Source organism: Streptomyces sp. NPDC096176, from assembly GCF_044763255.1.
GTDB lineage: Bacteria > Actinomycetota > Actinomycetes > Streptomycetales > Streptomycetaceae > Streptomyces.
In genome coordinates this window covers 143,077-161,971 of the sequence record NZ_JBIWFV010000007.1, presented here as the reverse complement: position 1 = coordinate 161,971, position 18,895 = coordinate 143,077, and the positions used below count along the sequence as shown (strand labels likewise).

At 72.2% G+C, this 18,895-nt stretch carries 18 protein-coding genes; 12 read left to right on the top strand and 6 right to left on the bottom strand.

What is annotated here, in order from left to right; all coding sequences use genetic code 11:
• Nucleotides 1-87: 87 nt before the first annotated feature.
• Both ACIQ7Q_RS20955 and ACIQ7Q_RS20950 read right to left on the bottom strand, forming a co-directional pair.
• Nucleotides 88-1,362, bottom strand: coding sequence for an SWF or SNF family helicase (locus ACIQ7Q_RS20955; RefSeq protein WP_403863988.1), 1,275 nt, complete (start codon nt 1,360-1,362; stop codon nt 88-90).
• Complete coding sequence (locus tag ACIQ7Q_RS20950; RefSeq protein WP_403863985.1) at nt 1,359-4,313, bottom strand: SNF2-related protein; 2,955 nt, start codon at nt 4,311-4,313, stop codon at nt 1,359-1,361. Before ACIQ7Q_RS20950 ends, ACIQ7Q_RS20955 begins: the two co-directional genes overlap by 4 nt.
• Nucleotides 4,314-4,635: 322 nt before the next feature.
• On the opposite strand from ACIQ7Q_RS20950, the gene ACIQ7Q_RS20945 reads away from it, so the two are divergent.
• Nucleotides 4,636-5,715 carry a fatty acid desaturase family protein gene (locus ACIQ7Q_RS20945; RefSeq protein WP_403863982.1) on the top strand — a complete coding sequence of 360 codons (1,080 nt, stop codon included), beginning with the start codon at nt 4,636-4,638 and terminating at the stop codon, nt 5,713-5,715.
• An 85-nt stretch (nt 5,716-5,800) separates the two neighbouring features.
• Nucleotides 5,801-5,983: a hypothetical protein gene (locus tag ACIQ7Q_RS20940; RefSeq protein WP_356640385.1), complete on the top strand. Its 183-nt coding sequence runs from the start codon at nt 5,801-5,803 to the stop codon at nt 5,981-5,983.
• A 171-nt stretch (nt 5,984-6,154) separates the two neighbouring features.
• Here ACIQ7Q_RS20940 and ACIQ7Q_RS20935 read toward each other — a convergent pair whose 3' ends face one another.
• From ACIQ7Q_RS20935 to ACIQ7Q_RS20925, 3 genes are all read right to left on the bottom strand, one after another.
• A complete protein-coding gene (locus tag ACIQ7Q_RS20935; protein ID WP_403863979.1) occupies nt 6,155-6,958 on the bottom strand; it encodes a hypothetical protein in 804 nt (267 codons plus the stop codon).
• 74 nt (nt 6,959-7,032) lie between these two features.
• Nucleotides 7,033-7,344 carry a hypothetical protein gene (locus ACIQ7Q_RS20930; RefSeq protein ID WP_403863976.1) on the bottom strand — a complete coding sequence of 104 codons (312 nt, stop codon included), beginning with the start codon at nt 7,342-7,344 and terminating at the stop codon, nt 7,033-7,035.
• Between the two features lie 185 nt (nt 7,345-7,529).
• Nucleotides 7,530-8,159, bottom strand: a complete 630-nt coding sequence (locus ACIQ7Q_RS20925; protein WP_403863973.1) for a class I SAM-dependent methyltransferase — start codon at nt 8,157-8,159, stop codon at nt 7,530-7,532.
• Nucleotides 8,160-8,343: 184 nt separating this feature from the next.
• Between ACIQ7Q_RS20925 and ACIQ7Q_RS20920 the strand changes: the two genes are divergently transcribed.
• From ACIQ7Q_RS20920 to ACIQ7Q_RS20905, 4 genes are all read left to right on the top strand, one after another.
• Nucleotides 8,344-9,153, top strand: a complete 810-nt coding sequence (locus ACIQ7Q_RS20920; protein WP_403863970.1) for an MHYT domain-containing protein — start codon at nt 8,344-8,346, stop codon at nt 9,151-9,153.
• Nucleotides 9,154-9,234: 81 nt separating this feature from the next.
• Nucleotides 9,235-11,739: a nitrate- and nitrite sensing domain-containing protein gene (locus ACIQ7Q_RS20915; RefSeq protein ID WP_403863967.1), complete on the top strand. Its 2,505-nt coding sequence runs from the start codon at nt 9,235-9,237 to the stop codon at nt 11,737-11,739.
• Complete coding sequence (locus ACIQ7Q_RS20910) at nt 11,736-12,158, top strand: roadblock/LC7 domain-containing protein (protein ID WP_403863964.1); 423 nt, start codon at nt 11,736-11,738, stop codon at nt 12,156-12,158. Before ACIQ7Q_RS20915 ends, ACIQ7Q_RS20910 begins: the two co-directional genes overlap by 4 nt.
• Nucleotides 12,155-12,559: a DUF742 domain-containing protein gene (locus tag ACIQ7Q_RS20905; protein ID WP_403863961.1), complete on the top strand. Its 405-nt coding sequence runs from the start codon at nt 12,155-12,157 to the stop codon at nt 12,557-12,559. The genes ACIQ7Q_RS20910 and ACIQ7Q_RS20905 overlap by 4 nt, the downstream gene beginning before the upstream one ends.
• 107 nt (nt 12,560-12,666) lie before the next feature.
• Here the strand turns inward: ACIQ7Q_RS20905 and ACIQ7Q_RS20900 are convergent, their stop codons facing one another.
• Complete coding sequence (locus ACIQ7Q_RS20900; protein WP_403863958.1) at nt 12,667-13,236, bottom strand: GNAT family N-acetyltransferase; 570 nt, start codon at nt 13,234-13,236, stop codon at nt 12,667-12,669.
• Nucleotides 13,237-13,367: 131 nt separating this feature from the next.
• Here ACIQ7Q_RS20900 and ACIQ7Q_RS20895 point away from each other — a divergent pair, with 131 nt between their 5' ends.
• The 6 genes from ACIQ7Q_RS20895 to ACIQ7Q_RS20870 all read left to right on the top strand — a co-directional run bounded on the left by ACIQ7Q_RS20895 (nt 13,368) and on the right by ACIQ7Q_RS20870 (nt 18,864).
• Nucleotides 13,368-13,982 (top strand): GTP-binding protein, encoded by a 615-nt coding sequence (locus tag ACIQ7Q_RS20895; RefSeq protein WP_403863955.1) that lies wholly within the window; start codon nt 13,368-13,370, stop codon nt 13,980-13,982.
• A gap of 105 nt (nt 13,983-14,087) precedes the next feature.
• Complete coding sequence (locus tag ACIQ7Q_RS20890) at nt 14,088-14,492, top strand: roadblock/LC7 domain-containing protein (protein WP_356637835.1); 405 nt, start codon at nt 14,088-14,090, stop codon at nt 14,490-14,492.
• A 120-nt stretch (nt 14,493-14,612) separates the two neighbouring features.
• The gene (locus ACIQ7Q_RS20885) at nt 14,613-15,542 is read left to right on the top strand and encodes a DUF6397 family protein (RefSeq protein WP_403863951.1); all 930 of its coding nucleotides are present in this window, start codon (nt 14,613-14,615) and stop codon (nt 15,540-15,542) included.
• Nucleotides 15,543-15,690: 148 nt separating this feature from the next.
• Nucleotides 15,691-16,719 (top strand): L-threonine 3-dehydrogenase, encoded by a 1,029-nt coding sequence (gene tdh, locus ACIQ7Q_RS20880; protein WP_403863948.1) that lies wholly within the window; start codon nt 15,691-15,693, stop codon nt 16,717-16,719.
• 40 nt (nt 16,720-16,759) lie between these two features.
• On the top strand, nt 16,760-17,953 hold the full coding sequence (locus ACIQ7Q_RS20875) for a glycine C-acetyltransferase (RefSeq protein WP_403863945.1): 1,194 nt from the start codon (nt 16,760-16,762) through the stop codon (nt 17,951-17,953).
• The gene (locus ACIQ7Q_RS20870) at nt 17,950-18,864 is read left to right on the top strand and encodes a LysR family transcriptional regulator (protein WP_403863942.1); all 915 of its coding nucleotides are present in this window, start codon (nt 17,950-17,952) and stop codon (nt 18,862-18,864) included. The genes ACIQ7Q_RS20875 and ACIQ7Q_RS20870 overlap by 4 nt, the downstream gene beginning before the upstream one ends.
• Nucleotides 18,865-18,895 lie beyond the last annotated feature (31 nt).

The window sequence follows — 18,895 nt, the reverse complement described above, 5'->3', positions numbered from 1 at the left end:
CGACGAGGCGGAGCGTGGGCGCCCTCCGGTGCGCGTCCGTCGGGCAGGTGGGCGTGGGCGCTGCCCACACCCACGCTCCACTTCTTGTCAGACCGTCTCGCCCAGCGCGCCCGCGAGGGCTTCGGCCGGGTCCGGCGACGCGGGCCCGGCCGGCGCCCACGCGCCCCGTTCCTTGCGGAACGGCCACCACTGCCCGTCGCCCCCCAGACGCAGCTGTGTCAGGGCGCCGACGACCGTCCACCGGTCTGGGCCCGCAGGGCGCAGCCGAGGCCGGTCCGCCTCGTCCGCCCACGCAGCCGCAAGGCAGTTCACCGCTCTGGCGTGCTGTGCGGCGTCCGGCGTGAAGTCCTCCTCGAGCACCGCCAGCCCGGCGGCGGCACCGTAGCGCCATGCACGGACAGCCAGTTCGAGCTCGGCGCGGCTCCGTCCCGTACCGGCGGCCAGCCTTCCCGCGATCACCGGGCCTGGAACCGACGCGGCCATCCGCACCGCGTCCTGGTCCCGTGACGGCGCGGGTTCGGCATCCTGCTCGGCGTGGCCGGGCGCGAGGGCCTGCCGCAGCATGAGGTGGGCGCGCGTCGCCGCATCCGCCGCGAGGAACTCCAGTGCGCCGGCATCGAGTCCGTCGGCCGGCGTAGTCCGCGTGTCGAGCGCGGGGGCGGGCCCGGGGCCGTCCGGCAGCACAGGCGGACCGGGAAGTGGCGGCAGGTCGCCGGCCGCCGCGAACGCCTCGTCGGCGCGCACCCCCGCCCGCACGGGTGTCTCGTCCGCCTCCGGTGGGTGCGCCCGTGCGACGCTGCGCAGCTGGAGCTCGTCCAGCAGTCGGCGCTCGCCGCGTCCCCGCATCAGCAGCAGCACGAACGGGTCCTGGTCCAGCAGGCGCGCGACCTGGTAGCAGAGCGCCGCCGTGTGCGGACAGTGGTCCCAGGCGTCGCAGGTGCACTCGGGCTCCAGGTCGCCGATGCCGGGGAGCAGTTCCACCCCGGCCGCCGCGGCGTCCTCCACCAGATGCGGCGGCATGTCCCGGTCGAGCAGCGCCGCGATGTGTCCGGCGCGGTCCGTGGCCGTGTCGAGGAAACGGTCCCAGTCCTGATCGTCGAGCTGCTGGAGCAGCACGTCACTGCGGCAGGCCGTGCCGTCGCGGTCCCTGACCACCGCCGTGATCCTTCCCGGCCGTACGGTGACCGCCCCGACCGCACCCTCCCGGGCGTGCCGGCGGCCCCGCCTCAGCTGCTCGCTGTCGAGGGCGGTGTCCTCCAGGGCCTTCAGCCAGGCCTGACCCCACCAGCTCTGTGCGAAGCCCCTGCCGCGAGCGGGGGGCAGCGCGGCGAAGGTACGCTCGTGTTCGTCCGGTCCGTTCATCGCCCAGCTCCTCGCAGTTCCACCAGATCGGCCAGTTCGGCGTCGGTCAGTTCGGTCAGGGCCGCCTCGCCGGAACCGAGCACCGAGTCGGCGAGGTCCTTCTTCCGTTCCAGCATCCGCGCGATCCGGTCCTCGATCGTCCCCTCCGCGATCAGCCGGTGGACCTGCACCGGCCGGTCCTGCCCGATTCGGTAGGCGCGGTCGGTGGCCTGCGCTTCGACCGCCGGGTTCCACCACCGGTCGAAGTGCACGACATGCTCGGCCCGTGTGAGGTTCAGGCCGGTGCCCGCGGCCTTCAAGGACAGCAGGAACACGGGCACTTCGCCGTTCTGGAAGCGGTTCACCATCGCCTCCCGCTCCGGGACCGGCGTGCCGCCGTGCAGGAACTGCGTGGGCACGCCGCGCGCGGCCAGGTGCTCCCCGAGGAGCCGTGCCATCCGGACGTACTGGGTGAAGACGAGCACGCTCGCGTCCTCGGCCAGAATGGTGTCGAGCAGCTCGTCGAGCAGTTCGAGCTTGCCCGAGCGGCCCGCGATGCGGGGGCGTTCCTCCTTGAGGTACTGCGCCGGGTGGTTGCAGATCTGCTTGAGCGCCGTCAGCAGCTTCACCACCAGACCGCGCCGCTCCATCCCGTCGGCCCCGGAGATGGCGGCGAGGGTCTCGCGGACCACCGCCTCGTAGAGCCCTGTCTGCTCGGGCGTCAGCGACACCGCGCGGTCGGTCTCCGTCTTGGGCGGCAGCTCGGGTGCGATGCCCGGGTCGGACTTGCGCCTGCGGAGCAGGAACGGGCGTACCAGCGCCGCCAGCCGGCGGGCCGCCACCGGGTCGGTACCGCCCTCGACAGCCTGGGCGTAACGGCTGCGGAAGGTGCCGAGCCGCCCGAGCAGCCCCGGTGTGGTCCAGTCGAGGATGGCCCACAGCTCGGACAGGTTGTTCTCCACCGGGGTTCCGGTGAGCGCCACGCGGGCTTTCGCGCCGATGGTGCGCAGCTGCCGGGCGGTCGCCGAGTACGGGTTCTTGACGTGCTGCGCCTCGTCGGTGACCACCATGCCCCAGGAGACCTCGGCGAGCCGGGCCGCGTCGAGGCGCATCGTGCCGTACGTCGTGAGCACGAACTCTCCGGCGCGAAGCTCCCCGAGGGAGCGTGCCGCCCCGTGGAAGCGCCGCACGGGGGTGCCGGGCGCGAACTTCTCGATCTCGCGCTGCCAGTTGCCCATCAGCGAGGTCGGACAGATCACGAGCGTCGGGCCGGCGCCCGAAGTCTCGGTCTGCCGGTGCAGATGGAGGGCGATGAGCGTGATCGTCTTACCGAGCCCCATGTCGTCGGCGAGGCAGCCGCCGAGGCCGAGGGACGTCATGGTGTGGAGCCAGTTGAGGCCGCGCAGTTGGTAGTCGCGCAGGTTCGCCGCGAGCGCCGCCGGCTGCCCGATGTCCTGCGGCGCGTTCTCGGATGCGGCGAGCCGTTCGCGGAGCCGTTCGAGCGGGCCGGAGGCCTCGACCTCGACCGTGCGTCCGTCCACCTCCACCGTTCCGGTCAGCACGGCACCGAGCGCGTCGACGGGGGACAGCTTCCGGTCCTGGCTCTCGCGGGCGCGCCGTGCCTCCGCCGGGTCGATGAGCACCCACTCGTCGCGCAGGCGCACCACAGGGCGGCCCGCCTCGGCGAGCTGGTCCAGTTCGGCACGCGTGAGCCGGCTCTCCCCGAGCGCGAAACGCCAGTCGAAGGAGAGCAGGGCGTCCGCGGAGAGGAACGACGGCAGCCCCGACGACTCGTCGCTCCGCGCCCGCTGCTCGTCGTCGGGAGAACCGATCACGGCACGCGCCGTGAGCCTGCGGGCCAACTGCCTGGGCCAGTGCACCTGGACCCCGGTGGCCGCGAGAGCCCGCGAGGCTTCGCCCAGCAATTCGGTGACGTCCTCGTCCGCGAGCTCGATCGCGTCGGGCACGGCGGCCTGCAGCAGCGGGGCCAGCGGTGGCCAGGCGTGCGCCGCACGGCGCAGCGCGAGCAGAGCGTCCAGCCGGGCTCGCGCCCCGAAGCCGGCGCCCGGTGCCCCGGTCTGAGCCCACACCTCGGCCGCGTCGGCCACGAGCGTGGGGTCGCTGACGCTGTGGATCTGTAGCACGGCGCGGAACGCGGGCGCCTCGCCCGCCGTCTCCGCCTGCTCCAGGCCCGGGAGTTCGACGCGCAAGGAAAGCCGCACTCCCGCGTCGTGCCCCGCGGCGACGTCGGCGGCCCACTCGCGCCGATCGGGCAGGTGCTGGGGCTCGGGCGCGGCGAAGGCGGGGCCGCCCGCGGCGAGCGGGGCGGCGGGGGAGCGGGGCATGATGTCCGCGATGGCGTCGAGGAACTGCCGCAGCAGCCGCTCCGGTTCGGGCAGGAGCAGCGTCCCGTCCGTTTCATCCAGCGGCACGGCATGCGCCGTGGGCGGCATCGACGCCGAGAGCGCACGCAACCGCTCGAGATCTTCGGGCGCGAGCGGGCCCATGCGCCACGCGTCCATGTCGGTGGGGCTCAGACCGGGCAGGAGAAGCCCGCGTGCCGCCATGTGGAGCGCGAGCAGCGCAGCCGCGCCCCAGAACGCCGCCGATTCCGAGGCGTTGGCAGAGCCGCGGGCCCGGGTCAGGACCGGCATCGCCTCCTCGACGGGCAGCAGCAGCGCGCTTACGGCGGTGGCGTGGACGCCGGGCGTGACGGCGGTGGCGTGGACGCCGGGCGTGACGACGGTGGCGCGGGCCTCGGGCGTGACGACGGTGGCGCGGGCGTCGGGCGTGACGACGGTGAGCGAGCGGAGCGCGTCGTCGGCGACGGGAAGCGGGCCGGCGTCCGGTCGCCAGAAGGCGATCACGCCCGAGCGGGCGGGATCGCCCGGTACGAACACGGCCGAGCAGGCGGCGAGCGCGGAAAGGAAGTGAGGGGCCGGAGAGGGGATTGCCGAGGGAGTCGCGTGCACAGCGATGGCGCATTCCTCAAACTTGACTACTGCGGGACCGAGTCGCCGAGGGTACCCCACCCGGTCACCGTTCGGCGGCTTCCCTTCGGTGACGTGGCTCACTCCACGCCCTCTCCCGCACTGACGTACCGTCGACGGTGTAGCCAGCGCCATCCCGGGGAGCGGGATTCCCCCCGCCCGGCCCGGGTGGTGGCGCCATGGCCTCGAAGGGCCCCCGGTCCATACGTTTATCAGGCCGGAGAGCCGGACAGTTCGCGGATCCGGCCTGACCTCGTCTTTCGCGCGTCCGGCGCACCCGTCGTCCACAGACCGGAGACCCACCATGCCCCAGGGCACTGCCACCCTCGCCCCGCCCATCGCTCCTACGAGAACCAAGCCGGTCAACGGCAGCGAGTTCGCACCGCTGCTGCGGACCGTCAAGGAGCAGGGACTGCTGCAGCGCCGTGCCGGCTGGTACACGCGTGGCATCACCGTGAACCTCCTCGCCCTCGCTGCCGTGATCACGGGCGTGGCACTCACCGGAGGGTCCTGGTGGGTGCTGCTGTTCGCGCCGCTGCTGGCCCTGTTCTCGACCCGCGCCGCCTTCTTCGGTCACGACGCCGGACACGCGCAGATCAGCGGCGACCGCCACACGAGCCGGATCATCCAGCTCGTCCACGCCAACCTGCTCCTCGGCATGAGCCAGGAGTGGTGGAACGACAAGCACAACCGGCACCACGCCAACCCGAACCACATCGACAAGGACCCCGATGTCGCGGCCGACGTCCTGGTCTTCACGGAGAAGCACACCGCGGGCCGCGCCGGACTGCTGGGGTGGCTCACCCGCCACCAGGCCTGGCTGTTCTTCCCGCTGACCACCCTCGAGGGCATCGCGCTCAAGGTCTACGGATTCCAGGCCGTCTTCTCCCCGCGGCCCGCAGGCCGCCAGTCGCGCAAGGACCGTGCCGTCGAAGGCGCGCTGCTGATCGCCCACCTCGCCGCCTACGGCACGCTGCTGCTGACCACGATGCCCGTCGGGCAGGCGGTGCTGTTCGCGCTCGTGCACCAGATGGTGCTCGGCCTCCACCTGGGCATGGCCTTCGCGCCCAACCACAAGGGCATGGAGATGCCCGACGAGGAGACCGGCAAGGACTGGGGCCATCTGCGCCGCCAGGTCCTCACCTCGCGCAACATCCGTGGCGGTCTTGTCACCGACTGGTTCCTCGGTGGCCTCAACTACCAGATCGAGCATCACCTCTTCCCGAGCATGCCTCGCCCCCACCTGAGGCTCGTACAGCCGCTGGTGCGTGCACACTGCCGCTCGCTGGGCATCCCGTACACGGAGACCGGACTGGTCGAGTCGTACCGCCAGGCACTGACTCATCTGCACGAGGTCGGCGAGCCGCTGCGCAAGGCCGCATAGTGGAAACGCCGCACCGTGGAACTGCGGGACGGGCACGCACGTTCTGACAGCAGAAGCGGCCACAGCCGCGGAGGAGGCGTCGGAAATGACGACACGCACGAAGATCGTGATCGGGGGAGTGGCCGTAGGCCTGCTCCTGATGCCGTTGCTGGGATTCTGGCTGTCGCTGCTGGTGGTGCTCGGCGTGCCGGCGGTGGCGTATCTGATGCTGGACCCGAGCCAGCGCCGCCGGCTGCGGCGCGTCTCGCGCAAGGAGATCGGCCGCTGACGGTCGCGGTTCGCGCGCCGTCGCCGCTCCGGCACGGCCGCGTCTGCGGCTGACGCGCCCCTGCTGCCGCGACAGCGATGGCGTGACACCGATGAGGAGAGCCGCGGGCGGGACCACTGATGCGTGGTCCCGCCCGCGGCTCACGTCGTGCTCGTGCTGGGCCGCCGCGCTTCAGGACGGGTGGACGGCCACCTTCTCCAGCGCCTCCAGCAGGGCCGGCAGCTCCGGTCCGCGGCCCACCGGCACCACCTGACCCGGCTCCTCGTCCAGCAGGACGAAGGCGATGTCGTCGGTCCTGGCCACCAGCGACCAGCCGGGGCCGTCGGCACGCAGCGTCCGTGCCCCGCCCGGCGCGAACGACGACCGCACCCGGCCGGGCGGCGGCGCCGACTCGACGTAGGCGCGCGCCTCCTCGAGGGCGCGACGCACGCCGCCACGGGGCTGCCTGCGCTCCTGCTCGGACGTGTTGTCGGAGACCAGCGCCTCCGCGTCGTCGATTCCGGAACGCCACTGCGCCCACTGCAACGCCACCTCGTCGGCGCCCAGCCTGCGCTGGGCGGGCCCCCAGCCTTCCGTGTCCGGCGGGGCGAGCGGAGGCCGGTCGCCTTCCTCCTGGTCAGGGTCGTGCGGCTCGGGCACCCCCGGCGCGGCGACTGCGAGCGCCAGAGGCCAGCCCGGCAGCGCCGCGACGACGCTGCTCTCGTCGGGGGACAGGTCGTAGTCCATCCCGCAGTCCCAGGAGGCGATGGCGACCGCGACCAGCGACACGTCGTCGACCACGACCGTCCAGCGCGCGCCGTCGGAGTCCTGCCCGAGCACCAGGCCGTAGCCCTCGGCGTACGGCTCGAGGTGCAGCGCCTGGCACGCGGCCGGGTAGTCGTCGCCGAGCACGCTCGGGAACTGCGCCGGTGTGAGCAGCGCCGCGGTCAGCACATACAGCGAGTCGTCGTCGACGGTTCCTTCCGCCCCGGCCACGGCAACCTCCCCATCCCATCGTCGTCGGCGCACCTTAACCAGTGAGTAACCCGCACGTCGAGGGCCCCCGGGCGCTAATTCGATCCGGTCCTGTCCGCCCGCGGGAGGCCGAGGAGCTCACGCGCCACCGCCTCGACGGGCTCGTTCCGCTCCCGGGCGAGGGCGGTCACGGCGCGGCAGGCGAGCTGATTGATGCCGAAGACGAGCGCGTCGGGGTCGACCCAGCCCGCCGCTTCGTCCAGGCGGTCGTCGTCGTCCTCGATGCTTGCCGTCACATAGGTCGCGGCGGCTTCGAACAGGTTGTGCTGCCGTGAGTTCTCACGGGCCCTCGAACGGGCGGGGCGCGACGCGAGGAAGTTGCGAAGCCGAGCAAGCACGCGGATCACCTCCTCAGGGGCGGCAGGCGCCGCCGACAGTTGAAGTCTTCCATTGTCGCACCGCGTTCGAACAGAGACGAGAGCGCCTGTGCGATCCCGTTCCAGGGGGAGCCGCTTGTGCGCCGGCGTCGGGCGGAGCTCGACCATGGCGCCGCCGGAGGCTTGGCCCTCGCCCCGACCGCGTCCGATGCGAATCAGCCGTCCAGCGCGCCTTCCTGACGCGTCGCCAGGGCGAGGAACCGGTCGTCCTCGTCGACGTACGAAGTCATCAACCATCCCGAACCGGCCAGAAGAGGGCGCAGGTTGATCTCCGCACGCAGATCGTCCGGAGTGATCTCACGGCCCTGCCGTGCCGCGAGCGCCGCGCGACCCACCGCGTGGAAGAGGGCCAGCCGGCCGCCCGGCCGTACGACGCGGGCGAGTTCCCGCAGATCGTCCGCCGGCTGCGGCAGGTGGGAGATCAGGCCGGCGCCGAACACCGCGTCGAGAGAGCGGGTGCGCAGCGGCAGTCGGGCCACATCGGCGAGCAGCAGACGGCCGTGGGCATCACGCCCCGCGCGGCGGGCCTCGGCGAGCATCGCGGGTGTCAGATCGACGCCGAGGACCACGCCGGCTCGACCCACCGCGGTCCGCAGGGCTTCGAGGGCGCGCCCGGTGCCGCAGCCCGCGTCGAGCACCGCGTCCCCGGGGCGGAGTCCGAGTGCGGTGACGGCGGCGGCGTACGCGGGGCCGTCGTCGGGGAAGCGGCTGTCCCAGTCCGCGGCCCGGGCACCGAAGAACTCCTGCACCCGGGTGTGGTCATGGGCTGCGCGGTCGTCTGCCATGCGCACCATGATCCGCCATGGAGAGCGGGGCGTCACCGCCGGTTGCAGGGGAGCGGCATATGACCGAGCTGCGCACACGTTCGAGCGCGGCACGATCGTTCAGAAACATCTCTCTGTCATATTTCAGCAGCTTTCGAACTGCGCCCCCGTTGTGCGCCCCCCTCGGGGCTAGCGTCCCTGAGCCATGGGACACCTGGACCACGCCGCCTTCGGCCTACTGACACCCGTGCTGTCGTACGCGATGGCCGTCATCGGCGCCGCCCTCGGGCTGCGCTGCACCGTGCGCGCTCTCTCCGCCACAGGCCGATCCCGGCGGAACTGGCTGATCACCGCAGCCTCCGCCATCGGCACCGGCATCTGGACGATGCACTTCGTCGCCATGCTCGGCTTCGCCGTTCGCGGCACCGACATCCGTTACAACGTGCCGCTGACGATCCTCAGCCTTGTCGTCGCCGTGCTCGTCGTCGGCGCCGGCGTCTTCTGCGTCGGCTACGGCCGCAACCGGCCCGTGGCCCTGCTGATCGGCGGCCTCTCCACCGGTCTCGGCGTCGCCAGCATGCACTACCTCGGCATGGCCGTCCTGCGGCTGCACGGCACCGTCCGCTACGACCCGCTCCTCGTCGCCCTGTCCGTCGCCATCGCGGTGGTCGCCGCGACCGCGGCGCTCTGGGCGGCGCTCAACATCAAGTCGCCCGTCGCGGTGGCCGTCGCCTCACTCGTCATGGGGGCTGCCGTCAGCAGCATGCACTACACCGGAATGCTCGCGGTCGGCGTCGATGTCGCATCCGCCGAAGGGCACCTGCCCGGCGCCACCGCGATGCAGTTCATCTTCCCGCTCGCGGTCGGCCTCGGCTCCTACCTCTTCGTCACCGCCGCGTTCGTCGCGCTCTCCCCGACCGCCGGCGAAAGCGCCGCCTACTTCACCGCCGAACAGGCCACGGACCTCGGCCCGGAGACCACCGGCAAGCCCCACCAGAACATCGCCCACGCCTAGGCAGGTCCGCCTGTACAAGTCCGCCGAGACCGATCCGGGCGACGCTGCCGCGCCCAGCCTGTATCCGAGAACGAGGAGCCCATGCGCACACCCCGTACGACCCAGGGCGGCGAGAGCCGGCCCCCGCACCCGCCGCCGACCGGGCCGGCCGTCCGCGGGCGACGGGCACACGCAGGGCCGCCGGCCCTCGAGCACACCGGCCACGAACCGTATGCGGCGCCGCCGCGCCCGGACGCCGGACGTCGACGCCTGACGCCCCGCCCCAGGACCGTACGGGCCAAGATCATCTCCCTCCTGATGGTCCCCGTCCTGTCCCTGCTGGCCCTCTGGGGGTTCGCCACCGTCACCACCGCCCAGGACGTGACGCGGCTCCGCCTGACACAACGGGTCGAGGCAGAGGTGGGCACACCCGTCGCCCTGGCCGTCGCCGCCCTGCAGGCCGAACGGCGTGCGGCCCTGCGTCGGCTGACGGACCCCACCGACGAACGGGCCTCCGCACTGCAACTCGAGGCGAGTCGTACCGACGAGGCTGTGCGGCGCCTTCGACTCGACGACGCGCACACAGTCGCCGACGGCGGCGAGACACCCCGGGTCGTGGCCGAGCGCCTCGGCCGGTTCGTCTCTCTCGCCGGCGGACTCGGCCCGACGCGGACCGCCGTCCTGGACGGCAAGATCTCCTGGGACAGGACGTACGAGAACTACACCGACGCCGTCACCGCCGCGTTCGAGGTGTCCGGCGCGGTCGCCGGAGTCCAGGCCGGCGGTTCGGGCTCCGACGCGCGCGTCCTGCTCGAGTTCGCCAGGGCCGGCGAGATGCTGGCACGCCAGGACGCCCTGCTGTCCTCCGCACAGGCCGGCGGGACGTTCGAAGCGAACCGGCTTCGCCTGTTCACGGGGGCAGCCGCCGCCCGTACGACCCTCGCCGAGAGCGCCGCCGCCGACCTGCGCGGCCCCGAACGCGCGGCGTGGCGTGAACTCTCCGCACAGCCGGCCTACCGCCAACTGCGCGCTGCGGAGGACCGCGTGGCCGCATCCCCCGCCGGCCGCAAGGCGGCCACCGCCGTCGCCGCGGACGGCTGGGACCGGACGCACAGCGCCGTGAGCGACGGCATGCGGGACATCGCCGCGCAGGCGCGCCGCAGCGCCGTCGACCGGTCCGACCCCACCAGCGGAGGCATCCTGACCGTCGCGGGCGCCGCCGTGCTCCTCGGGCTGGTCGCCGTCGTCGCGTCGCTCGTCATCTCCGTACGCATCGGACGCGCCCTCGTCGTCGAACTCATCACCCTGCGCAACAGCGCCCTGGCGATCGCCCGGCGCAAACTGCCGCATGCCATGCGCCGCCTGCGGGCCGGCGAGCAGATCGACATCCACGAGGAGGCCCCGCCGGGCACCCCGGCCGTCGACGAGATCGGACAGGTCTCGGAAGCTCTGGGCACCGTCCACCAGGCGGCCCTGAGCGCGGCCATCGAGCGCGCCGAACTGGCCGGTGGCATCTCCGGCGTCTTCGTCAACCTCGCCCGGCGCAGCCAGACGCTCGTCCACCGTCAGCTCACGCTGCTCGACGCCATGGAACGGCGCGCCGACGATCCGGGTGAACTGGGCGACCTCTTCCGGCTCGACCATCTCACGACCCGTATGCGCCGCCACGCGGAAAGTCTGATCATCCTGTCCGGTGCCGCCCCCGGCCGGGCCTGGAGCACCCCCGTCCCGCTGACCAGCGTCGTCCGGGCCGCCGTCTCCGAGATCGAGGACTACGCGCGCATCGAGGTGCGAACCCTGCCCGAGACGGCCGTCGTGGGCGCCGCCGTCGCCGACGTCACACATCTGCTGGCCGAACTGGTCGAGAACGCCGCCCAGTTCTCCCCGCCCCACACGAAAGTGCGCGTCAGCGGCGAACCCGTCGGCAACGGCTACGCGCTGGAGGTCGAGGACCGCGGCCTCGGCATGGGCAAGGAAGCCCTGGTGGAGGCGAACCGCAGACTCGAGGAGTCCGAGGCCCTCGACCTCTTCGACAGTGACCGGCTCGGTCTGTTCGTCGTCAGCCGCCTCGCCTCCCGCCACGGCATCAAGGTCCATCTCCGCACCTCGCCCTACGGCGGCAGCACCGCCGTGATCCTGCTGCCCACGGACCTGCTCCAAAGCGCGCTGCCCGCCCCTGACAGCGCGAGCAAGCCCGCAGCCCGGCCGCAGGAGCAGCCGCCGCGGAGCGCCCCGCGGACCCCGGCGCCTCCCGCCGCCGCTCCCGCCCCCACCCCCATGGCCGCCCGCACCGCCCGTCCGGCGATCGGCGCACCTCCCGAACCCCCCGTGCCGCAGACTCTGCGGGCCCTGCGCCTGCGTGAGACCTCTTCGCAGACCGGGGAGGGCGAACTCCCCCGGCGCGTACGGCAGTCACATCTTGTACCGCAGCTGCGCCAAGCACCCCCGACGGAACAGCCGCGCAGCGCCCGCACGGACGACGGCCCGGCGCACCGTACCCCCGAACTGGTCCGCGACCGGATGACCGCGTACCGCAAGGGCTGGACCAGAGGCGGCGGCACCGAGCCGGGCACGACCGCCCCAGGCACCGAAGGAGCACAGGCATGACCGAATACGAGACAGCCGCGGCCCACTACCGGTTCGGCGACCTCGACTGGCTGCTGGACGATCTCGTACAGCGCGCCGGACAGGTCCGGCACGCAGTGGTGCTGTCCAACGACGGCCTGCCGGTAGGTGCTTCCCAGGCGCTCAGCCGTGAGGACGCGGAGCACCTGGCCGCCGTCGCGTCCGGTTTCCACAGCTTGGCGAAGGGCGCGGGACGCCACTTCCGCGCCGGGGGCGTACGCCAGACGATGGTGGAGATGGACGACGGCTTCCTCTTCGTGGCCGCCGCGGGAGACGGCTCCTGTCTGGCCGTGCTCACCTCCGCGGCCGCCGACATCGGGCTGATCGCCTACGAGATGGCCCGCCTCGTCAAACGCGTCGGCGAACACCTGCGCACGCCGCCGCGCGTCGACGCGACATGAGCGGCACCGGCGCCGGGTCCGCCGGCAGCCAGTGGTACGACGCCGCGGCGGGCCCGCTGGTCAGGCCCTACGCGATGACCGGCGGGCGGACCAAGCCGGGGCCCAGCAACGTGCGCTTCGACCTCATCGCGCTCGTCGTCGTGGACCCGGCCGGCGCCGACGTCGGCGACGAGGCCCTCCTCGGCCCCGAGCACCGCGTGCTGTTGACCTTGTGCCGGTCCGAGACACAGTCGGTCGCGGAACTCGCCGCCGACGCCGACCTGCCCGTCGGCGTCGTGCGGGTGCTGCTCGGAGACCTGCTCGAAGCCGGATACGTCAAGGTCAGCCGGCCCGTACCGCCGGCGCAGCTGCCGGACGAGCGGATTCTCAGGGAGGTGATCGAGGGACTGAGGGCGCTGTGAGACCGGACCGGGGCACTGCGCACGGGAGGGCGGGGGAGCGGCAGCCGGGTCGGCTCGGGCGCAACGGCAGCCGGGTCCGGGTCGGCTCCAGGACGTGCGGCGGTCGGTCAGCTCCGGGACGTGCGGTGCTCCCACTCCGCCCGGGTCAGCGCGTACTCAACGTCCCCCCGTTCGGAGCCCTCGATCACATCGGGCCACTCCTCGAAGAAGGTGCGCACAAAGCTCAGGCCGGACTTCTCCATCACCCGACGCGAACGGGTGTTGACCGTCATCGTGTTGGCGGTCACCCGCTCCACACCCAGCTCGGAGAAACCCTTGTCGATCAGTGCCCGCGACCCCTCCGTCGCCAGTCCTCGCCCCCAAGCGGCGCGGACCAGACGGTACCCCAGCTCGATCTCCCGACAGCTGTCGTCGGCCTCGGGGCGGAAGACGAACCAGCCGAGGAACGCCCCGGAGCCGCGGTCCTCGGCCGCCCAGAAGCCCGGCCGGCCGAGGCAGGGCCAGCGGTGGAGGAAACGCGGCAACATCTCGCCCTCGACCTCCCCCTCCGAGGACGGGCGGCCGCCGTTGATGCAGCGCATGACCTCGGGGTCGTCGACGACGCAGCGCACATGACCGGCATCGGCGTTCGTGAAGGCACGCAGCGTCAGACGGTCGGTCTCCAGGAAGACATGCATGCCCCGATCATCGCCGACCCGTTGCCGGTCGGACATCGAATTTCCAGGCGCCGACCCAGGCGCCGGTCCCGGTGCCTTCCTGCCGCCCCGGGCATTCAGACCCGCACAACCACACCGGAGAGAAGCGACCGATGGACTCCCAGACCCTGGACAGCACCGATGAGGACACCACCGCCCTGGCGTTGAAGATCCTCGTCGCCGGCGGCTTCGGCGTCGGCAAGACCACCCTGGTCGGCGCGGTCAGCGAGATCCGGCCACTGCGCACCGAGGAACAGCTCAGCCGGGCAGGCCGCACCGTCGACGACACCGAGGGCGTCGACCGCAAGACCACGACGACCGTCGCCATGGACTTCGGGCGCATCACCATCCGCTCCGGGCTGTCGCTGTACCTCTTCGGCACACCGGGCCAGGACCGTTTCTGGTTCCTGTGGGACGAGCTCTCGCAGGGGGCCCTCGGCGCCGTCGTCCTCGCCGACACCCGCCGGCTGTGCGACTGCTTTCCCGCAGTCGACTACTTCGAACACCGCCGGATCCCGTTCGTCGTCGCCGTGAACTGCTTCCCCGGTGCCCGGACCTTCGCCGCCCAGGACGTCTCCCGCGCCCTCGATCTCGATGAGGGAACGCCCGTTGTCCTGTGCGACGCGAGGAAACGCGACTCGGGCAAGGAGGTGCTCGTGCGCCTCGTCGAATACGCCGGGCGCGTGCACACGGCACGGATGCTCGACACGGTCGCACCGCCGCAGTGACGGCTTCCGGGAGCCGGCGCACCTTGCCCTGCGCCGCCCCGTGCGAAAGGCTTACGGGCAAACGCGAGGCCACGGGGAACGCAATAGCGGGGAGGACGACGGACCATGGCGTTGGACAAGGGACTCGACTGGCTGCTGGACGACCTGACGCAACGGGTCGAACACATCAGGCACGCACTCGTGCTGTCCAACGACGGTCTGGTGACAGGCGCCAGCACCGGACTCGCCCGCGAGGACGCGGAACACCTCGCCGCCGTCTCCTCAGGTCTGCACTCCCTCGCGAGAGGGTCCGGCCGGCACTTCCGTGCGGGCCGGGCGCGCCAGACGATGGTCGAGTTCGACGAAGCCCTGCTTTTCGTGACGGCGGCGGGCGAAGGCAGCTGTCTGTGCGTGCTCAGCGCCGCGGAGGCGGACGTCGGGCAGGTGGCGTACGAGATGACGCTGATGGTCAACCGGGTGGGCGAGCACCTCGGCGTCGCGGCGCGGCAGCCCGGTGGCAGCCCCTTCTGACATCCTTCGGACTGCCTTTCACCTGCGGCTCGAGGAGTTGTCCACAGGCCAGGGCGGGATGTCGCAGCTTCGGGCTACGGTCGTCACCGAGAGTATTCACAGCTCCCGGGGGAGATCGTCATGGCAGTACGGAATGCAGCCCGCCGCGGCCTCGCGCTCGGCCGGGCAGCCCAGGAACTGGGCCTCAGGCGCGGCGAATTGGACCTGGCGCTCCAGCTGGGTGAAGTGGGCTCGCCACCGGAGGCGAGCGGGGGACCACCCCGGATCGACCGGCAGGAGATCGACCGTCTCCACGGCGAGCCGGGCTTCCCCGCCACCCTCCGGAAGCGGCTGCGGACGGTGGGCACGGCTGAAGGGGCCGAGCTCGCCGCGATCAGCCAGGGCCGGTTCCTCAGACTCGCCCGCACCGGCCACTTCGCTCCGGTCCGGTTCTACGTCAATCGCTATCACGCGGTCGTGTGGCTCTATCTCGCCGAAGAGGTGGCCGACTTCGCCCGGGAGCATGCCGAGTTGCTGACCGGCGTGACACCGCCGCGGATCCGAGCCGCGCTCGAGGCGGGCGAGGACCGGCGACCGCGCAACTGGCGGGGACGCCGGCTCGGCCGGCTGCTGCACGTCACCTCCGATCCCTGGCACAGGGCTGCTGCGATCGCGGCCGTGCTCGACCCGGTGACGACGGCCGACGTGGTGCCCGACCCCTACGAGCGTTCCCATCTGCGTGTACTGCGACCGGACCTCGCGCCCGTGCTGCCGAAGTCCCCCGCCGGCCGGGAGATCGTGGAGCGACTGCTGCTGGCCGACCACCCCGACGAGATCCTGTGGCACGGGGTGAGCCTCGTCGACGCGTTGCGGGAGGCGCGCGAGCACTCCCCGGCCCCGCGCCCGGAGCCGAAGCCCCGGCCGCGGATCACGAGACCGCCGTCACCGACAGTCTCGAGTGGCCCCGACCCGGTTCGGCGGGCACCCGGGCCGGCGGCGCCGGGCCGGTCGCGCGGTGTGCCACGGGGCCTGCTCGGCAGGCTGTGGCGCAGAAAGGCGGGGCGGGCATGAAGCTGCGCTGTTGGCCCGCTTAAGAAAACCTCGATGGACGTGACGCTCCGAGCTGGGCAGATTGGAGCCCGTCCATTGATCGGGGCCGTATTTTCGGTAACGGATCAGTTGGACCGTCCCTCCCGTCACCTCGCCTGGAGCCGCACCGATGAAGGCACTTGTCAAGCAGCATGCCGAGCCCGGCCTCTGGCTCATGGACGTGCCGGAGCCGGAGACCGGGCCCTCGGATGTGCTGATCAAGGTGCTGCGCACCGGCATCTGCGGCACCGACCTGCACATCAGGTCGTGGGACGGCTGGGCCCAGCAGGCCGTCACGACGCCGCGGGTCCTCGGTCACGAGTTCGTGGGCGAGGTCGCCGCCGTCGGTGCGGACGTCCAGGACATCGCGGTCGGTGACATCGTCAGCGGCGAGGGGCACCTGGTGTGCGGCAAGTGCCGCAACTGCCTGGCCGGCCGCCGCCACCTGTGCCGCAGCACCATCGGTCTCGGCGTCGGCCGCGACGGAGCGTTCGCGGAGTACGTCGCACTCCCCGCGTCCAACGTGTGGGTGCACCGCACCGAGGTGGACCTCGATGTCGCCGCGATCTTCGACCCGTTCGGCAATGCCGTGCACACCGCCCTCTCCTTCCCGCTCGTCGGTGAGGACGTGCTGATCACCGGCGCCGGCCCCATCGGCATCATGGCCGCGGCCGTCGCCCGGCACGCCGGTGCGCGCAACGTCGTCATCACCGACGTCAGCGAATCCCGTCTCGCGCTCGCCCGCAAGGTCGGAGCGACACTCGCGGTCAATGTCGCGGAGACCGACATCGCCGCGGCGCAGCGGCAACTGGGGCTCAAGGAAGGCTTCGACATCGGCCTCGAGATGTCAGGACGCCCTGAGGCCATGCGCGACATGGTCGACAACATGACGCACGGCGGCCGCATCGCGATGCTCGGCCTCCCGGCGCAGGAGTTCGCCGTCGACTGGTCCCGGATCGTCACGTCGATGATCACCATCAAGGGCATCTACGGACGCGAGATGTTCGAGACCTGGTACGCGATGACGGTCCTCCTCGAGGGCGGCCTCGACCTCAGCCCAGTGATCACCGGCAGCTACGGCTACCAGGACTTCGACGCCGCCTTCGACGAGGCCGCGACCGCCCGCAGCGGCAAGATCATCCTCGACTGGACCGTCTGAGTCCCGCACCCCTGCGTCCGCAGACCTAGGAGAACCCCTCATGTACGTGTCCGTCCGCGACGAACTCCGCGCCACCCTCGACGAGATCCGCGACGCGGGCCTTTACAAGCCCGAGCGTGTCATCGGCACCCCCCAGAGCGCCTCGGTGGGCGTCACCGCCGGCGGCGCGCCCGGCGACGTCCTCAACTTCTGCGCCAACAACTACCTCGGCCTCGCCGACCACCCCGACGTCGTTGCCGCAGCCAAGGACGCGCTCGACCGGTGGGGCTACGGCATGGCGTCCGTCCGCTTCATCTGCGGCACCCAGGAGATCCACAAGGAGCTCGAGCAGCGCCTCGCCGCGTTCCTCGGCCAGGAGGACACGATCCTCTACTCCTCCTGCTTCGACGCCAACGGCGGAGTCTTCGAGACCCTCCTCGGCCCCGAGGACGCCGTCATCTCCGACGCCCTCAACCACGCCTCCATCATCGACGGCATCCGCCTGTCCAAGGCCCGCCGCCACCGCTACGCCAACCGCGACCTCGCGGATCTCGAGCAGCAGCTCAAGGAGACCCAGGACGCCCGCCGCCGCCTGGTCGTCACCGACGGTGTCTTCTCCATGGACGGCTACGTCGCCCCGCTCGCAGAGATCTGCGACCTGGCCGACCGCTACGACGCCATGGTCATGGTCGACGACTCGCACGCCGTCGGCTTCGTCGGCCCGGGCGGCCGGGGCACGCCGGAACTGCACGGCGTGATGGACCGTGTCGACATCATCACCGGCACCCTCGGCAAGGCACTGGGCGGCGCCTCGGGCGGCTATGTCGCCGCACGAGCGGAGATCGTCGAGCTGCTGCGTCAGCGGTCCCGCCCCTACCTCTTCTCCAACTCCCTCGCCCCCGTGATCGCCGCCGCCTCCCTCAAGGTCCTCGACCTGCTGGAGTCGGCCGGGGACCTGCGGGAGAAACTCGCCGCCAACACCGAGCTGTTCCGTACCAGGATGACCGAGGCGGGCTTCGAGATCCTGCCCGGCGACCACGCCATCGCCCCCGTCATGATCGGCGACGCCGCCGAGGCCGGCCGGATGGCAGAACTGCTGCTCGAGCGCGGCGTGTACGTCATCGGTTTCTCGTACCCGGTCGTCCCCATGGGGCAGGCACGCATCCGCGTCCAGCTGTCCGCCGCGCACTCCACCAAGGACGTGGAGCGGGCGGTGGCGGCCTTCGTCGACGCACGCGCGACAATGGCCGGGTGATCGACCCCCGCCGGCTGCGTATTCTGCGGGCCGTGGCGGACCACCGTACGGTGACCGCTGCGGCCTCCGCGCTGTATCTGACCCCCTCCGCCGTTTCCCAGCAGCTCAACGCCCTCGAGCAGGAGACCGGCCACGCCCTGCTGATCCGCAGCGGCAAGGGGGTGCGGCTGACGGCGGCGGGCGAGATCCTGCTGACCCACACGCACGCGGTCCTTGCCCAGCTGGAACGGGCCGAGGCCGAGCTCGCCGCGTACGCGGGCGGCGCGGCCGGAGAGGTGACCGTCGCCGCGTTCGCCACGGGCATCGCCGAGGTCGTCGCGCCGGCCATGGACCAGCTGTCGCAGGCCCGCCCCCGCATTCGCGTGCGGGTACGGGACGCGGAGGGCGACGAGAGCCTGCCGCTCGTACTCGACGGAGAGGCGGACCTCGCCGTCGCGGTGGAGTACCGGGGAGCGCCCGGCGCGGACGACCGGCGGCTCGCACGGGTCCCGCTCTACGCGGAGCCCTTCGACGCGGTCCTGCGCGCCGATCATCCGCTGGCCGCGCAGGAGCGCGTGGAGTTGGCTGCGTTCGGCGACAGCGACTGGATCGGCCCCTACCCGGGCAACCCCTGCCACGACATGGTCCTGCTGGCGTGCGAGCTGGCCGGTTTCGAGCCGCGGCTCGTGCACTCCTCCGACGACTTCCGCGCCGTCGTCGCTCTCGCCGGAGCGGGCGCCGGAGTCGCGCTGGTGCCGCGTTCCGCGCTGCGCGGCATGGAGCTGCGTGACACGGTCGTCCGCCCCGTCGCGGGCCCGGCGCCCACGCGGCGCGTCTTCGCCGCGGTACGCCGCGGGGCGGAGACGCACCCGCTCATCAGCCCGGTCCTCGACGCCCTCGCACACACCGCCCAGGGGATCACCACCGACTGACCCGGCCCCGGGCCCGGCCGACCCCTCCCGG

Coding starts and splice junctions, on each gene's coding strand:
- ACIQ7Q_RS20955 (WP_403863988.1), bottom strand. CDS start 1,362: ATGAACGGACCGGACGAACACGAGCGTACCTTCGCCGCGCTGCCCCCC.
- ACIQ7Q_RS20945 (WP_403863982.1), top strand. CDS start 4,636: ATGCCCCAGGGCACTGCCACCCTCGCCCCGCCCATCGCTCCTACGAGA.
- ACIQ7Q_RS20940 (WP_356640385.1), top strand. CDS start 5,801: ATGACGACACGCACGAAGATCGTGATCGGGGGAGTGGCCGTAGGCCTG.
- ACIQ7Q_RS20925 (WP_403863973.1), bottom strand. CDS start 8,159: ATGGCAGACGACCGCGCAGCCCATGACCACACCCGGGTGCAGGAGTTC.
- ACIQ7Q_RS20920 (WP_403863970.1), top strand. CDS start 8,344: ATGGGACACCTGGACCACGCCGCCTTCGGCCTACTGACACCCGTGCTG.
- ACIQ7Q_RS20915 (WP_403863967.1), top strand. CDS start 9,235: ATGCGCACACCCCGTACGACCCAGGGCGGCGAGAGCCGGCCCCCGCAC.
- ACIQ7Q_RS20910 (WP_403863964.1), top strand. CDS start 11,736: ATGACCGAATACGAGACAGCCGCGGCCCACTACCGGTTCGGCGACCTC.
- ACIQ7Q_RS20905 (WP_403863961.1), top strand. CDS start 12,155: ATGAGCGGCACCGGCGCCGGGTCCGCCGGCAGCCAGTGGTACGACGCC.
- ACIQ7Q_RS20900 (WP_403863958.1), bottom strand. CDS start 13,236: ATGCATGTCTTCCTGGAGACCGACCGTCTGACGCTGCGTGCCTTCACG.
- ACIQ7Q_RS20895 (WP_403863955.1), top strand. CDS start 13,368: ATGGACTCCCAGACCCTGGACAGCACCGATGAGGACACCACCGCCCTG.
- ACIQ7Q_RS20890 (WP_356637835.1), top strand. CDS start 14,088: ATGGCGTTGGACAAGGGACTCGACTGGCTGCTGGACGACCTGACGCAA.
- ACIQ7Q_RS20885 (WP_403863951.1), top strand. CDS start 14,613: ATGGCAGTACGGAATGCAGCCCGCCGCGGCCTCGCGCTCGGCCGGGCA.
- tdh (WP_403863948.1), top strand. CDS start 15,691: ATGAAGGCACTTGTCAAGCAGCATGCCGAGCCCGGCCTCTGGCTCATG.
- ACIQ7Q_RS20875 (WP_403863945.1), top strand. CDS start 16,760: ATGTACGTGTCCGTCCGCGACGAACTCCGCGCCACCCTCGACGAGATC.